Origin of the sequence: uncultured Leifsonia sp. (assembly GCF_945957465.1) — a bacterium.
Taxonomy (GTDB): Bacteria; Actinomycetota; Actinomycetes; order Actinomycetales; family Microbacteriaceae; genus Leifsonia.
In genome coordinates this window covers 1-15,271 of record NZ_CAMFLC010000038.1, presented here as the reverse complement: position 1 = coordinate 15,271, position 15,271 = coordinate 1, and the positions used below count along the sequence as shown (strand labels likewise).

Annotated in this window: 10 protein-coding genes; 8 read left to right on the top strand and 2 right to left on the bottom strand. The window is 68.5% G+C overall.

From position 1 onward, the window contains the following. Positions 1 to 16 precede the first annotated feature (16 nt). Together ilvD and purL are read left to right on the top strand one after the other, a co-directional pair. The gene (gene ilvD / locus Q0Q23_RS15075; RefSeq protein ID WP_295125724.1) at positions 17 to 1,882 is read left to right on the top strand and encodes a dihydroxy-acid dehydratase; all 1,866 of its coding nucleotides are present in this window, start codon (positions 17 to 19) and stop codon (positions 1,880 to 1,882) included. A 243-nt stretch (positions 1,883 to 2,125) separates the two neighbouring features. Continuing rightward, the gene (purL, locus tag Q0Q23_RS15070; RefSeq protein ID WP_295125722.1) at positions 2,126 to 4,444 is read left to right on the top strand and encodes a phosphoribosylformylglycinamidine synthase subunit PurL; all 2,319 of its coding nucleotides are present in this window, start codon (positions 2,126 to 2,128) and stop codon (positions 4,442 to 4,444) included. A gap of 21 nt (positions 4,445 to 4,465) precedes the next feature. Here purL and Q0Q23_RS15065 read toward each other — a convergent pair whose 3' ends face one another. Together Q0Q23_RS15065 and Q0Q23_RS15060 are read right to left on the bottom strand one after the other, a co-directional pair. After that, positions 4,466 to 5,368, bottom strand: a complete 903-nt coding sequence (locus Q0Q23_RS15065; RefSeq protein ID WP_295125719.1) for a DMT family transporter — start codon at positions 5,366 to 5,368, stop codon at positions 4,466 to 4,468. Positions 5,369 to 5,424: 56 nt separating this feature from the next. Further along, complete coding sequence (locus tag Q0Q23_RS15060) at positions 5,425 to 7,458, bottom strand: transglycosylase domain-containing protein (protein WP_295125716.1); 2,034 nt, start codon at positions 7,456 to 7,458, stop codon at positions 5,425 to 5,427. A gap of 354 nt (positions 7,459 to 7,812) precedes the next feature. Here Q0Q23_RS15060 and Q0Q23_RS15055 point away from each other — a divergent pair, with 354 nt between their 5' ends. The 6 genes from Q0Q23_RS15055 to Q0Q23_RS15030 all read left to right on the top strand — a co-directional run. Next, a complete protein-coding gene (locus Q0Q23_RS15055) occupies positions 7,813 to 9,258 on the top strand; it encodes a hypothetical protein (RefSeq protein ID WP_295125713.1) in 1,446 nt (481 codons plus the stop codon). Between the two features lie 224 nt (positions 9,259 to 9,482). Next, complete coding sequence (locus Q0Q23_RS15050) at positions 9,483 to 11,117, top strand: hypothetical protein (protein WP_295125710.1); 1,635 nt, start codon at positions 9,483 to 9,485, stop codon at positions 11,115 to 11,117. A 210-nt stretch (positions 11,118 to 11,327) separates the two neighbouring features. Further along, positions 11,328 to 12,515 (top strand): LLM class flavin-dependent oxidoreductase, encoded by a 1,188-nt coding sequence (locus Q0Q23_RS15045; RefSeq protein WP_295125707.1) that lies wholly within the window; start codon positions 11,328 to 11,330, stop codon positions 12,513 to 12,515. A 45-nt stretch (positions 12,516 to 12,560) separates the two neighbouring features. Further along, positions 12,561 to 13,256, top strand: coding sequence for a CE1759 family FMN reductase (locus tag Q0Q23_RS15040; RefSeq protein ID WP_295125704.1), 696 nt, complete (start codon positions 12,561 to 12,563; stop codon positions 13,254 to 13,256). Positions 13,257 to 13,319: 63 nt separating this feature from the next. Continuing rightward, the gene (locus tag Q0Q23_RS15035) at positions 13,320 to 14,735 is read left to right on the top strand and encodes a DUF2252 domain-containing protein (protein ID WP_295125701.1); all 1,416 of its coding nucleotides are present in this window, start codon (positions 13,320 to 13,322) and stop codon (positions 14,733 to 14,735) included. 78 nt (positions 14,736 to 14,813) lie between these two features. Continuing rightward, positions 14,814 to 15,271, top strand: a 458-nt coding sequence (locus tag Q0Q23_RS15030) for a glycosyltransferase family 2 protein (protein ID WP_295125778.1), incomplete at its 3' end; no start/stop codon positions are given.

Here is a 15,271-nt window from a genome sequence, read left to right as displayed (position 1 = left end):
CCCGCAGCATGAGACCATGCCCGCTCTTCGCTCCCGCACTGTCACCCACGGCCGCAACATGGCCGGCGCCCGCGCCCTCCTGCGCGCCGCCGGCGTCGCCCGGGAGGACTTCGGCAAGCCGATCGTCGCCGTCGCGAACAGCTTCACCGAGTTCGTCCCCGGCCACACCCACCTGCAGCCGGTCGGTCGCGTCGTGTCGCAGGCCGTGCAGGCCGCCGGCGGCATCCCGCGCGAGTTCAACACGATCGCGGTCGACGACGGGATCGCCATGGGGCACGGCGGCATGCTCTACTCGCTGCCGTCGCGCGAGCTGATCGCCGACTCGGTCGAGTACATGGTCAACGCGCACTGCGCCGACGCCCTGGTCTGCGTCTCCAACTGCGACAAGATCACGCCGGGAATGCTCCTGGCCGCTCTGCGCCTGAACATCCCGACGGTCTTCGTCTCCGGCGGACCGATGGAGGGCGGCCGCACGGTGCTGGTCGACGGCACGGTGCGCAAGCTCGACCTGATCTCGGCCATCGCCGACTCGGCGAACGACGCCGTGTCCGACTCCGAGCTGCTCCGCATCGAGGAGAACGCGTGCCCGACCTGCGGCTCCTGCTCGGGGATGTTCACCGCGAACTCGATGAACTTCCTCACCGAGGCGCTGGGCCTGGCGCTCCCCGGCAACGGGTCGACGCTCGCCACGCACACGGCCCGCAAGGCGCTGTACGAGAAGGCGGGCGCGACGGCCGTCGAGCTGGCGCACCGCTACTACGACCAGGACGACGCGTCGGTGCTTCCCCGCTCCATCGCGACCAGCGCCGCCTTCGGCAATGCGATGGCGCTCGACATCGCGATGGGCGGGTCGACCAACACGATCCTGCATCTGCTCGCGGCGGCACGCGAGGGCGGCATCGACTACGACCTCACCGACATCGACGCGCTGTCCCGCAGGGTTCCGTGCCTGTCCAAGGTCGCCCCGAACGGTGCCGCCCTGGTGGAGGACGTGCACCGCGCCGGCGGCGTCCCCGCCCTTCTCGGCGAGCTGGACCGGGCCGGCCTGCTCGACCGCGACGTGCACTCGATCCACGCGCCGTCGCTGCAGGCGTGGCTGTCGGAGTGGGACATCCGCGGCGGCTCGGCCTCCCCCGAGGCGATCGAGCTGTTCCACGCCGCACCGGGCGGCGTGCGTTCGTCCGCCGCCTTCTCGCAGTCGGAGCGGTGGCACGAGCTCGACCGGGATGCGTCGGCCGGCGTCATCCGCGACGTGGCGCACGCGCACTCGAAGGACGGCGGCCTCGCCATCCTGCGCGGCAACCTGGCCCCCGACGGCGCCGTCGTGAAGACCGCGGGCGTGGACGAGAGCATCCTCGCCTTCTCCGGCCCGGCCGTGGTCGTGGACTCGCAGGAGGCCGCGGTCGAGGCGATCCTGGGCAAGCGCGTCAAGGAGGGCGATGTGGTCGTCATCCGCTACGAAGGCCCGCGCGGCGGCCCGGGGATGCAGGAGATGCTGTACCCGACGTCGTTCCTGAAGGGCCGCGGCCTGGGCGCGAAGTGCGCGCTCATCACCGACGGACGGTTCTCGGGCGGAACCTCCGGCCTGTCCATCGGGCATGTCTCGCCGGAGGCGGCGGCCGGCGGCCTGATCGCCCTCGTCGAGGACGGCGACACGATCTCGATCGATGTGCACTCGCGCGCGCTGCGCCTGGACGTCCCCGACGCCGTGCTGGACGCCCGCCGCGAGGCTCTGGAGGCCGGCCGCGGCTACCGGCCCCTGGACCGCGACCGCCCGGTGTCGGCCGCGCTGCGGGCGTACGCGGCGATGGCGCTCTCGGCCGACCAGGGCGCCGCCCGCGACGTCGACCAGCTCACACGCGCAACGGTCCCGGCCTCCTGAACGGTCGCCGAGGGGCGATCGAGGGGCAGCCGAAGGGCGCGTAAACGCCTCTAAAGACGGGTTTTAGCGGCGTTAGCGCGCCCTTCGGCCGCCCCTCACGCCTCCAGCCGATACGCCTCCATCCGGCAGCCCGCGGAGCCCGTTCCCCCAGCCCGCATCCTGCCGCTGTGCGCGTCCGACAGGGGCCCGAGCGCCGGTAGACTTGCCCTATCCCCGCCACCCCCAGCAGCCTGGAGTGCCCGCGTGACCGACACCTCAATCCAGCACGTCGTCGACACCGTCGCGAACGCCGCCGCGACGCCGGAGAAAGAGCAGCCGTACGCGGCTCTCGGCCTCAAGAGCGACGAGTACGCGCGCATCCGTGAGATCCTCGGCCGGCGCCCCACCTCCGGGGAGCTGGCGATGTACTCGGTCATGTGGTCGGAGCACTGCTCCTACAAGTCGTCGAAGATCTACCTGCGCCAGTTCGGGCAGAAGGTCTCACCGACGATGAAGAAGAACCTCATGGTGGGCATGGGCGAGAACGCCGGGGTCGTCGATGTCGGCGAAGGCTGGGCCGTCACCTTCAAGGTCGAGTCGCACAACCACCCGTCGTACATCGAGCCGTTCCAGGGCGCCGCGACGGGCGTCGGCGGCATCGTGCGCGACATCATCTCGATGGGCGCACGCCCCGTCGCGGTGATGGACCAGCTGCGCTTCGGCGCGATCGACCAGGCCGACACGGCACGCGTGGTCCACGGCGTCGTCTCCGGCATCTCGTTCTACGGAAACTGCCTCGGCCTCCCGAACATCGGCGGCGAGACCTACTTCGACCCGGTATACCAGGGCAACCCGCTGGTCAACGCCCTCTCGGTCGGCGTGCTGCGCCATGAAGACCTGCATCTGGCCAACGCGTCCGGAATCGGCAACAAGGTCGTGCTGTTCGGCGCCCGCACGGGTGGCGACGGCATCGGCGGTGCGAGCATCCTGGCCTCCGACACGTTCTCGGCCGGCGGCCCGACCAAGCGCCCCGCCGTGCAGGTCGGCGACCCGTTCGCCGAGAAGGTGCTCATCGAGTGCTGCCTCGAGCTCTACCGCGACAAGCTCGTCGAGGGCATCCAAGACCTGGGTGCCGCCGGGATCTCGTGCGCCACCTCCGAGCTCGCCTCCAACGGCGACGGCGGCATGTTCATCGAGCTCGACAGCGTGTTGCTGCGCGACCCCACGCTCACGGCCGAGGAGATCCTCATGTCCGAGAGCCAGGAGCGCATGATGGCGGTCGTCAAGCCCGAGCTGCTCGACGCCTTCCTCGCCGTCACGGCCAAGTGGGATGTCGAGACCAGCGTGCTCGGCGAGGTCACCGACACGGGCCGCCTCGTCATCAACTGGCGGGGCGAGGAGATCGTCAACGTCGACCCGCGCACCGTCGCGGTCGACGGGCCGGTCTACGAGCGCCCGGTCGCCTACCCGGCGTGGATCGACGCCCTCCAGGCCGACTCCGCGTCCGTGCTGCCCCGCCCGGCATCCGGCGACGCGCTGCGCGAGCAGACGCTCGCCCTCCTCGGCAGCGCCAACCTGGCCGACAAGAGCTGGATCACCGACCAGTACGACTACTTCGTCGGCGGCAACACCGCGCTCGCTTTCCCAGACGACTCCGGCATGATCCGGGTCGACGAGGAGAGCGGGCTCGGCTTCGCGATCGCGACCGACGCCAACGGCCGCTACTGCCAGCTCGACCCGAAGCAGGGCGCCAAGCTCGCCCTCGCGGAGGCCTACCGCAACGTGGCCGCCTCCGGCGCCGTGCCGGTCGCGGTCACCGACTGCCTCAACTTCGGCAGCCCCGAGAACCCCGAGGTCATGTGGCAGTTCTCGCAGGCGGTCGAGGGTCTCTCCGACGCCTGCCTCGAGCTCGAGGTCCCGGTCACCGGTGGCAACGTCTCGTTCTACAACCAGACCGGGGACACCCCGATCTTCCCGACGCCCGTCGTCGGGGTGCTCGGCGTGATCGACGACGTCGCCCGCCGCATCCCCGCCGGCTGGCAGGACGAGGGCGAGAACATCTACCTGCTCGGCATCACGCGTGAGGAGCTCGACGGTTCGGCGTGGGCGGGCACCGTTCACGGCCACCTCGGCGGCCGCCCGCCGGCGGTCGACCTCGCCGCGGAGCGCACGCTGGCCGAGGCACTCCACGCGGCGTCGCAGGAGGGCCTCATCTCATCGGCGCACGACCTCGCCGACGGCGGCCTGATCCAGGCGCTCGCTGAGAGCGTGATGCGGTTCGGTGTGGGTGCACGTGTCTGGCTGGGCGAGCTTCAGGAGCGCGACGGCGTCGACGCGGCGACCGCGCTCTTCAGCGAATCCACCGCGCGCGTCATCGTGTCGGTTCCGCGCGAGGACGACGTGAAATTCCGTGGGCTGTGCGAGGGACGCGGCGTTCCTCTCCTGCGCATCGGCGTCACCGACGCCGAGCTCGGCACCCAGCCGGTCCTCGAAGTGCAGGACCTCTTCACCATCGGTGTCGAGGAGCTGCGCGGCGTGCACCGCTCGACCCTCCCCGAGCACTTCGGCCCGACGGTCGCCTGACGTTCCGCTCGAAGCGCGGCTTCACGTGACGAGGTCGGCCTGTCGGCGCGTGAAGAGACGGACGCGCTGCTGCGTGAGCAGAATCCCGGCGAGGACGATCACCGCGCCGACGGGCTCGTTCCAGCTCAGATGTTCGCCGAGCACGAGGATGCCGAGCGCGACTCCGACCACCGGCGTCACATAGGTCACCCCGGAGGTCGCCGTGGGACCCCAGGCCCGCAGCACGTTCATGTTCCAGATGTAGACGACGCCGGTCCCGAGGGCTCCGAGCGCGAGCAGACTGAGCAGCACAGGCCAGCTGAACCTGATCGGCGAGAGTGCCACGACCGGCGTGAGCACGAGCATGATCGCCGCCGCGAGCCCGATGTTGAGGAACGCGACGGTGGTGGCGGGGATGTCCCGGTGGCTGATGAAGCGCCGGATGTAGCCGAAGCTGAAGCCGTAGCAGGTCACGGCGCCGAGGCACGCCAGCTGTCCCCACACGCTTCCGGAGAGCGCCGCGATCGACCAGGGGCCGACCACGACGACCACGCCAACGACTCCTACGAGCACGCCGAGCACCTGGTCACGGTTGAGCCTCTCCACCCGGAAAGCGGCGGTCGCGAGGATCGCCGTCGTGATCGGCGTGACGGCGTTGTAGATGCTCGCGAGGCTCGATGACACGTACTGCTCGGCCCAGGCGAACAGGAGGAACGGAACCACGCAGTAGGTGATCGCCACGACCACGAAGTGGAGGTACACGATGGGCTGCCGCGGAAGGCGGCTTCGGGTGGCGAGCACGATGATCCCGAGCGTCACCGCACCGAAGATCAGCCGAGCCCATGCCACCTGACCGAAGGCGACGCCCTCGAGCGCCACTTTCATGAACAGGAAGCTGGCACCCCAGACGAGGCCCATGGCGATGAACTGCAGAGCGACCTTCACCCGTCGAGGCTACTGCCCACCGCCGACGGCCTACCGGCGCGAATCGGACGACGCGTTCAGTCCCGTACCGGGCGGGACACCGCCTCGGGCAGGCCGCCGCCGGGGAACCGGGCGTTCGCCGCGGTCATGTACTGCTTCCACACCCGGTGGCGGAGGGTGTCGGCTTGGATACCTCCCACCTTCGACCGCCGCAGCGAGACGCCGCCCGTGACATTGCCCACCCAGACAGCCGTCGCCAGCGTCGTGGTCGCGCCGACAAACCAGGTGTCCTTCTCGGAGTCCGTCGTGCCGGTCTTTCCGAAGACGGGCACGCCGTCGCGCGGGTTGGAGGCGCTCCCGGTGCCTCCGGTGATCACGCTCTCGAGAGCCGACGCCATTGTGGCGGCGACTTCCGGCGCGACCGCCGCGGAGCACGCACTCTGCGGAACCGGCACATCCGATCCGTCCGGCGCCACGATCCGCTCGATCGCGATCGGCGAGCAGTACACGCCTTTGTTGGCGATGGCCGCGAATGCGGAGGCCATCCGTACCGGTGACACCTCATTGGTGCCGAGCACGTCCGAAACGTAGGACGTCAGCTCCTTGCCGTCGGCGCGCTTGAGTCCGAAGGCCTCCGCCGTCTTGCGGATCTCGCACTGGTCCAGTTTCTGGGCCATCGAGAAGAACGCGCCGTTGACCGACCCCGCCGTGGCCGCCCGCACCGACATGGTGCCGGGGCGCTGCGCTCCGTCGTTCTTCGGGGAGTACGAACCGGAACCCGTGCCCTGGCAGCTGTCCTTGAAGGTGGACAGGTTGAGTGGCCGTGCATCCCCGTTGACCGGGTCGCTGAGCGACCGTCCGTCCTTGAGCCACTCGGCCAGCGTGAAGACCTTGTATGTCGATCCCGCCTGGAAGCCGCTTGATCCGCCGTAGTCGTAGTCGGCTCCGTAGTTGATAGCCGTGTTGCCCGCGGACGCCGCGTCGGGGTCGGCGTTGAAGTCTTTGTTCTGGGCCATCGCGAGGATCTTTCCGGTACCCGGCTCGACGGTGACGAGGGACGAGCCGATGTCGAGCACATCCGTGCTGCGCGGAACGTACTCGTCGACCGCGCTCACGGCCGCGGCCTGGAGGTCGAGGTCGAGTGTCGTGAAGATGTCGTAGCCACCGCGTGTCAGCGTGCTGTAATTCGCGTCCTTCGGGTCGGTGAGGACCTTCTCGTTCTCGATGACGCGCTGCACGTAATCGCAGAAGAAGCCGGCCCCGAGCGGGTTCGCGGCGTGGCAGCCGGTGGAGGGCGGTGTGATCTTCGGCTCGACCGGGGTCGCGATGGCCTCGTCGTACTGCGCCTGCGTGATGGTGCGCTGCTTGAGCATGGCCGGGAGGACGTCGTTGTCGCGACGGAACGTGTTGTCGCCGATGTTGTCCGGGTCGTCGATGCGCAGCCCGTTCGGCTCGTTGACCATCGCGACGAGCGAGGCGGCCTGCGCGAGCGTGAGGTCGGACGCGTTCACGCCGAAGTAGTACTCCGCCGCCGCCTGGATGCCGTAGACCGAACCGCCGAAGTGCGCGATGTTGAGGTAGCCGAGCAGGATCTGCTGTTTGGTAAGGCTCTTCTCGAGGCTGATCGCGAGACGCATCTCACGGAGCTTCCTGTCCAGGCTCGTCTTCACGGCCTCTTCATAGGCGGCCTCCCGCTCGTCCTTGTCGCGGATGGCCTCGGCCCGCTGCACGAGAATGTTCTTGACGTACTGCATCGAGATGGTCGATGCGCCCGAGCCGACCTCGCCGGAGGCGGCGTTGCCGATCGCGGCCCGGACCGCCGAGGTGACGTCGACTCCGCCGTGCCGATAGAACCGCGGGTCCTCTGTCGACACCACGGCGTCTTTCGCGAAGAGGGAGATCGCCTCCCACGGCACGTTCTTCCTGTTCTGCTCGTAGACCGAGGCCAGCAGCACCGGCTCGCCGGCCGCGTTCTTCGCGTAGATATCCGTCGTCTGCGCGAGCGCGTCGGGGGTCAGGGCTTCCGGCATCGTCTCGAAGAGCTGGACGCCCGTCTCCGCTGCGACGCCCGCGACGGCGACGACCGGTGCCACCAGCGCGCTGATGAGCACGCCGGCAGTCGCACTGAGCCCGAGAAAGCCCGCAGCCGCCGCAAGCCGTCGCGGCCGGGACTGAGGTCCGGGGTGGTTCTGAGTCGGGTCTTGTGCGGCCAACGCTCTCGCCTCTCTGTCGGGTGTGGCCGTCGCGCCGTCGGCCGCGCCACAACAGCCAGGTTCTCACAGTGACCTGTGAAAACACGGCATGCGACATATCAAATGGGCCGTGACGATAGAGCTCCCGCGAACTTGAGAAATGTAGCGTTTTACCTCAAGCATTTTCGTGTTAGCCTTGCCTTGGAACTGTGAGTACCAATGTCACATTGTTGTTGATCGAGAACCCCTCCCCCGAAAGCTAAAGACTCCGAAATGAATCAGGAATTCGAACCCAACGGCGCCTCGGCGCCGGAGAAGACACCCTCCCTCTCCCGACGCACCGTCCTCGGCACTGCCGCGTGGGCAGCGCCCGCGATCGCATTGTCCGTCGCCTCTCCGGCCGCGGCTGCGTCGACCTCCCCCACCAACGCCCTCACCCTCGATGCCAACCCGAAGGTCCCCGTCAATGCGACCTTCGATGTCGTGGCGACGCTCATGGGCACCGCCGTCTCGAGCAAGTCGACCGTGTTCTCCTCCGGTTCCGGCGGATTTACCTTCCCGTCGGGCAATTCGACGGTGACCGACGCTCTCGGAGAGGCGGTCGTCACCGCGAAGGCACCGGCCACGCCCGGCACCTACGTCATCACGGCCACCATCCCTGCGCTGAATCTCACCGCGACCATCACGATCCAGGTGACGGGAATGGCCCTCTACACGGCCACCAAAGCCGCCAGCGGCTGGAAGATGAGCGACGTCGGCATCTCTGACGCTCAGCAGGTCTTGGTCGGCTCGGGATACTACTGGGCCCTCCAAGACGGCGTGGCATACGTCATCGGCGCCGCCTCCACCACGGTTGCAACCCCGGACACGTACACCGCCGCCAAGGCGCCCGGCAAGATCGCACAGCTCGAAGTCCGGCCGAACAACGGCGCGTACGCCGCGGCGCTCGGTGTCGACGGCACCTACTACCAGATGAATGACGCGAAGACCTTCGTCGCCACCCCCGGGGTGGCCGACATCGTGCAGATCTCGTGCGGAGGTGGCCGCTGGTTCGTCCGGACCGCCGACGGCGACATCTATTACAACTCCGCGAAATCCGTCGGCTCCGCGGCGAAGTGGACGCAGCTTCCCGGTGTCAAGGCCGCCGACTTCCAGGCATACCCGTTCGACGACCACGGATATGTCATCGCGAAGGGCACGGACGGCCATGTCTACACATCCATCGGCATGGTCCCCTTCGTGAAGCACATGCAGGGCCTCCCGGCTGGAACAGTCGTGAAGCAGGTGACGGTCGAGTGTACGCGCTGGAACCTGCTGGACGCCGACGGCAACTTCTACTACGCTAGCGCGGCCAGCCAGACAGGAGCGTGGACCAAGGTCAGCTGCCCTGTTCCTCTCGCCTACTACGTCACCTACGAGGGCGACTCGGTTTATCGTCACGCGATCGGCACCGACGGAAACGCGTACCAGTCGTACAACGGTCCCTTCTACCGCAAAGCGGGCATTCCCGAGGGCCAAGTCGTCGACGTCGTCATCGGCTCCGGGACGTGGACCGCTCGGACCGCGTCCGGCGACGTCTACTTCACATACTCGTGGAACGCCGCCGACTCGAAGCCCGCGTATGGCACGTACGAGTTGATCAAGGGCGCGAGCGGGTTCACCGCGCACAACTCCTATTGGGCGGGCAACTGGATCATCGGGGTTGCTCCCTCGGCCTGATCGATTCGGCCATCCACGGGCGCGCCTCGAGTCTCTGCGGCTCGAGGCGCGCCCGTTTTCACATCCGGCCCGAAGCCTTCAGCGATGAGACACCCCGGCTCCACTACTCACGACGGACTAGGGCGTCCCCTCATCTCGTCGATCCAACCCCTAGTCAGCAGAACTCATTTTACATTTTACGGAGGAGTACACAGTCCCCAAACCTGCCACATCTGAGGAAACCTATGAACAACCCCGAACCGCACACATCGCCTGTGACCCGACGCGCGGTCGTCGGCGCCGCGGCGTGGACAGCGCCCGCCATCGTGATGGCGGTCGCCTCTCCCGCCGCTGCGGCGTCGAGCCCCGTGTCACCCGAAAAGCCCACGGTCGACTTCACGAAGCTGCCGCTGCCTGCAATGCCGGGCGGAGTCTTCGACGACGTCGTCATTGCGGCGACGACCGACGGCGTCACGCCGGCTCCCGTCGGCGACCTGATCACCATCACCCTCTCCGGCGGCCTCACCTTCGCCGACGGCTCGACCACGAAGGACTTCGCGGCGAGCGGGTCCCTCGACAGCGTCACGGTCTCCGGCATCCTCGCCGGCACCGCGAAGCCGGAGACCGGCAACCTCATCCAGGCGATCTACGGCGAAGCACAGACGACCGCCGTCCTGAACGTCGGCGCCGCGGAGCTGCGCGCGGGCAACGTGTTCGGCTGGGGCTACAACACCGCGGGCGCTGCCGGCTACAGCGGTACCGCCACTCGACCTCTCACGTGGCAGACTGCGGAGAAGTTCACCTCCGTGTACGGCGGCTACGCGCACTTCGCGGCGGTCACAACCGCTGGAACCGTGTACATGACGGGAAGCAACGCGTCCGGACCGTTCGGCAAGCTGACTCCGAGAACGTCTGGGGCAACCGGTCCGATCGGCCCCGCGCTCAACGAATCGCTCACGGCACCGTTCACGATTGCGGCACGTACGTCCGACACTCAGGCCATGTACGACCAGACCACCTGGATCTGGGGCACGGACGGAAAGATCTACGCCTGCGGCGAGAACTCCAGCGACATGTTCTCCCTCGATGACGGCACCGCTGACGGCGTCGCCGACAACCCGAAGGGCGGGCTCAAGCCGGTAGGGCTGCAGATCCTCGCTGCGAATCCCGGCAAGTCGATCATCTGGGCCAGCGGCAATGGCTGGTACCGGGCGGCCTACCTGCTCAATGACGGGACCGTGTGGAACTCGGGCTCCAACAACTTCGGCGGGATGGGCAGCGGCGGCGTCGTGGGCAAGCAGTACCTCGCGGCGCAGACCATCACGAGCAACGGCAGCCCATTGACCGACATCGTTCAGGTGCGCGTGACCCAGGACACGACCCTCTACCTCGACAGCGAGGGGAAGCTCTGGGGAGCCGGTCAGCCGCGCTACAGCCAACTTCCCGGTCTCAGCAACGTCGCGAACACGAGGGCGCTCCCTGTGACCCAACCCGGTGGCAAGAAGGTGGACAGGATCTGGGCGAACTCCTCCGACTTCGAGTCGTTCTTCGCCCGAACGACCGATGGCGTCATCTACACGGCGGGAAACAACACCAACGGAAGCAGCAGCGTCGGCCATGCCGATCGGGTGAGCGTGTGGACACCGATCTCCCTCCCCGCGGGAAAGACCCTCGCCGACATCGGCGGCGGGGGCGACGGCAACCTCTTCCTGATGACCGACGGAACGGTGTACTTCGCCGGTTCGAACGACACGGGCGGCCTCGGCACGGGTGTGACTGCCGGCAAGACGACCGTTATGACCCAGGTCCCACTGCCCCGGCGGGCGATCGCCGTCGCCGCGACCTTCATGGACACCTACGCAGCGATCCTGGCGGATTAGCCGCACACTGACGGTCGGCAGCCAGAGCCGACCTTCGTCTGCGCACGGGCGCATCTCGAGCCTTCGGGCTCGGGGTGCGCCCGTTTTCGCGCTCGCGCGGCGCCCGCACCGCGCGCAGGTCCATGATGGGGCTGTCCGGGAATACTCGAGGCACTGTCGCGTTATATGCGTTTGCATAGATACGGCGAGAACGAACCTGAGGAGCCAGCAATGCAGTACGGAATCTTCTCCGTCAGCGACATCACCCGCGACCCGGTGTCGGGCGAGACCCCGAGCGAGGCGGAGCGCATCGACGCGATCGTGAAGATCGCCACCCACGCCGAGGAGGTCGGGCTGGACGTCTTCGCGATCGGCGAGCACCACAACCCGCCGTTCTTCTCCTCGTCCCCCACGACTCTGCTCGCCCACATCGCCGCCCTCACCGAGCGCCTCGTCGTGACGACCTCCACCACCCTCATCACCACGAATGACCCGGTGCGGCTGGCGGAGGAGTACGCGATGCTCCAGCACCTGTCGAAGGGCCGCATGGACCTCATGCTCGGCCGCGGCAACACCGGTCCGGTGTATCCGTGGTTCGGCCAGGACATCCGGCAGAGCCTGCCGCTCGCCCTCGAGAACTACAACCTGCTGCACCGCCTGTGGCACGAGGACGTCGTGGACTGGGAGGGCCGCTTCCGCACACCGCTGCAGGGCTTCACCTCGACCCCGCGCCCGCTCGACGACGTTCCCCCGTTCGTCTGGCACGGCAGCATCCGCACTCCGGAGATCGCCGAGCAGGCGGCATACTACGGCAACGGCTTCTTCGCGAACAACATCTTCTGGCCCAAGGAGCACTACCAGCGCCTGATCGCCTTCTACCGCGAGCGCTTCGAGCACTACGGCCACGGCACCGCCAAGCAGGCGATCGTCGGCCTCGGCGGCCAGGCGTACATCGCGAAGAACTCGCAGGACGCGAAGAGCGAGTTCCGTCCGTACTTCAACGAGGCACCCGTCTACGGCAACGGCCCGACGATGGAGGAGTTCACCGACGCGACGCCGCTCACCGTGGGTAGCCCCCAGGAGGTCATCGACAAGACGCTGACCTTCCGCGAGTGGGCGGGGGACTACCAGCGCCAGCTGTTCCTCATGGACCACGCCGGACTCCCGCTGAAGACGGTGCTCCAGCAGCTCGACCTGCTCGGCGAGGAGGTCGTTCCGGTTCTTCGCAAGGAGACCGAGGCCCGCAAGGACCCGGAGACCCCGGAGGCCCCGACGCACGAGTCGCTCGTGCGCGCGAAGTACGGCGACGCCGCCCCGCGGCAGCCGCGCCCCAACGCCAACCGCGGCGACAACGTCACCGGCGCCTCGCCCTACCAGGACTCGGCCGACGAGTTCCAGGCCGAGTACCCGGCACTCTGAGCGCCCACAGCACACCGACGATCAGCGCATCGAGAGAAGGACATCATGACCAGTACCGACCTTCGGCCCTTCCGGGTCGTCGTCGTCAACGCGGGCGTCAGCGACCCGTCGTCCACCAAGATGCTCGCCGACCGGCTCAGCCTGCGCGTGGAGGCGGCGGCACAGCGTGACGGCCGCACCGTCGAGACGCAGCACCTCGACCTGCGCGAGCTGCTGCCCGAGCTGTCCGGCGCCCTGGCCTCCGGACACCTCGGCCCGAAGTTCACCGCGGCGATCGAGAAGCTCGCAGAGGCCGACGGCATCATCGCGACGGCTCCGGTCTACAAGGCCGGCCCGAGCGGTCTGTTCTCGTCGTTCTTCCAGGTGCTCGACAACGATCTGCTGATCGCCAAACCGGTCGTTCTCGGCGCGACGGCCGGGACGGCGCGGCACGCCCTGGTGGTGGACGAGCAGATGCGATCGATGTTCGCGTTCCTGCGCACCATGACGGCACCGACCTCGGTGTTCGCCGCAACGGAGGACTGGCAGGACAACGCGCTCGGCAAGCGGATCGACCGCGCGGCACGCGAGCTGGTCGTGCTCATGGAGACCGGCGTCGAGGCCCGCATCAAGGACGCGTCGTGGGACAGCTACCAGCACGAGTTCGGCTCGGCGGGCGGCAACGAACTGGGGATCGACCTCGGTTCCGACCTGATGCGGCTGGCCGCGGGCGGCTCGCTGGGAGGCCCGGCGCGCAGCTGAGCCGGCACGATCGCTCCTCCCCCTAGGCTTGTGCCACGCACGAGGCGGGGAGGAGCGATCGTCATGACGGCCCACGAAGGTCACCTGCGCTTCGATCACGAGGCGATCCACAGCGCCGCCGAGCTGTACCGCGCCGGTAAAGACGCCCGCTCGCGGGTGCCGCGCAGTGCGCACGGCGCGTACGCTCCGGCCGCAGACCGCGATCCGGTCGCCACGCTCAAGCGCCAGCACGAGCACCGGGTCGCGGAGCTGATCCCGCTGCGGCTCGCGCGGATGACCGCTGATGCTTTCGCGTTCTACCGCGGATCGGCGGCCATCCAGGCCGTCGACCTGAGCCACGGGCCCCGCACGGGCGTCGACCTGACGATCTGCGGCGACGCCCACCTCGCCAACTTCGGGATCTACGCCTCGCCCGAGCGCAGCCTGGTGTTCGACCTCAACGACTTCGACGAATCGGCGTACGGCCCGTGGGAGTGGGACGTCAAGCGTTTCGTCACCAGCGTCGTGCTGGCCGCGCGGCAGCGCGGATTCGGCGAGTCGAAGACGCGGACCGCCGCGTTGGAGGCCGCGGCGGTCTATCGCACAGCGCTCCGGCAGATGACCGGGCTGGAGGTCCTCGAGCGCTACTACCTGCGCGCCGACGTGAGCCGCGGCCGCCGCACCCTCTCCTCCCAGCGGGTGCTCGACCGCGCGATCGAGGCGGCGTCCCGGCGGACGTCCGCACGCGTCGTGCGCAAGATCACGCGCCGCGCTCCCGACGGCGCGATGACGATCGTCGAGAGCCCGCCGGTCCTCGCGCACGTACCGGAGGCCACCGAGCAGAACGTGCTCGAGATCATGGACGCCTACCTCACCACGGTGCCAACAGACATCGCGGTGCTGCTCTCGCAGTACGTCCCGACGGACGCCGCGCGGCGCGTGGTGGGCGTCGGCAGCGTGGGCACGCGGTGCTACATCATCGTGCTCACCGGGCCGGCGGGCGAGCCCCTGGTTCTCCAGGTGAAGGAGGCGGGCGAGTCGGTCGCGGTCGAGTTCGGCGGCGCCACCGCCGGTCGCTCGCCGGTCTTCGACGACCACGCCCACGACGACGAGCACGGCCACCGGGTGGTCGGCAACCAGCGCGTCCTCCAGGCCGTCAGCGATCCGTTCCTGGGGTACGCCAACCTGGACGGGCACGCGTTCTACATCCGGCAGTTCCGCGACCGGAACGTCTCGATCGACACCGAGACCCTCGACTTCCGTCCGTTCGCCGACTACGTCGACGCCTGTGGCACGGTGCTCGCGCGCGCCCACGCGCAGTCGCCCTCTGCGCCGTTCGTCGCCGGCTACCTCGGCAGCGGCGCGACCTTCGACAACGCCGTCGTCGCCTGGGCCCTCGCCTACGCAGACCAAGCGCACGCGGACCTCCTGACGGTGCGGCAGGCCGTCGCGGACGGCGAGTTCGGGATCGCCGCCGCCGACGCGCCGGTTCCGGCGTAGCCGGTTCATCGCCCCGCGGGGGCAGAACCTCCGAGTATTGTGTGGGGGGACGAGGGGAGCCGCGTGGACGTGCTGGGCGTGCTGCAGTGGATCGGCGTCGTCGTCTGCCTGATCCTCGCGCTGAGCGGCCTGATCCCGGTGATCGCCGCCGCTGCGACCTTCGTGGTGATCCCGTTCCACGCCTGGATCAACCACTACAAGAAGGCCGCTCCCTACCTCCCGCGCGTCGCCATCATCGTGCCGGCGTGGAACGAGGGCGCCGTCATCGGCGCCTCCATCGACCGCCTCATGAAGCTCGACTACCCGCGGGAGGCTCTGCGGATCTACGTCGTCGACGACGCCAGCACCGACGCCACTCCCGACGTCGTCCGGAGCCGCGCCGAGCAGTACCCGGGCAACGTCTTCCTGCTGCGCCGCGAGCAGGGCGGACAGGGCAAGGCGCACACGTTGAACCACGGCATCGAACGCGTGCTCGCCGAGGATTGGATGGAGGCGCTCCTCATCATGGACGCCGACGTCATCTACCTGCCCGACTC

Excerpts from the sequence above, each read along its gene's own strand:
- ilvD (WP_295125724.1), top strand. The coding sequence starts at position 17 with ATGCCCGCTCTTCGCTCCCGCACTGTCACCCACGGCCGCAACATGGCC.
- Q0Q23_RS15055 (WP_295125713.1), top strand. The coding sequence starts at position 7,813 with ATGAATCAGGAATTCGAACCCAACGGCGCCTCGGCGCCGGAGAAGACA.
- Q0Q23_RS15050 (WP_295125710.1), top strand. The coding sequence starts at position 9,483 with ATGAACAACCCCGAACCGCACACATCGCCTGTGACCCGACGCGCGGTC.
- Q0Q23_RS15045 (WP_295125707.1), top strand. The coding sequence starts at position 11,328 with ATGCAGTACGGAATCTTCTCCGTCAGCGACATCACCCGCGACCCGGTG.
- Q0Q23_RS15040 (WP_295125704.1), top strand. The coding sequence starts at position 12,561 with ATGACCAGTACCGACCTTCGGCCCTTCCGGGTCGTCGTCGTCAACGCG.
- Q0Q23_RS15035 (WP_295125701.1), top strand. The coding sequence starts at position 13,320 with ATGACGGCCCACGAAGGTCACCTGCGCTTCGATCACGAGGCGATCCAC.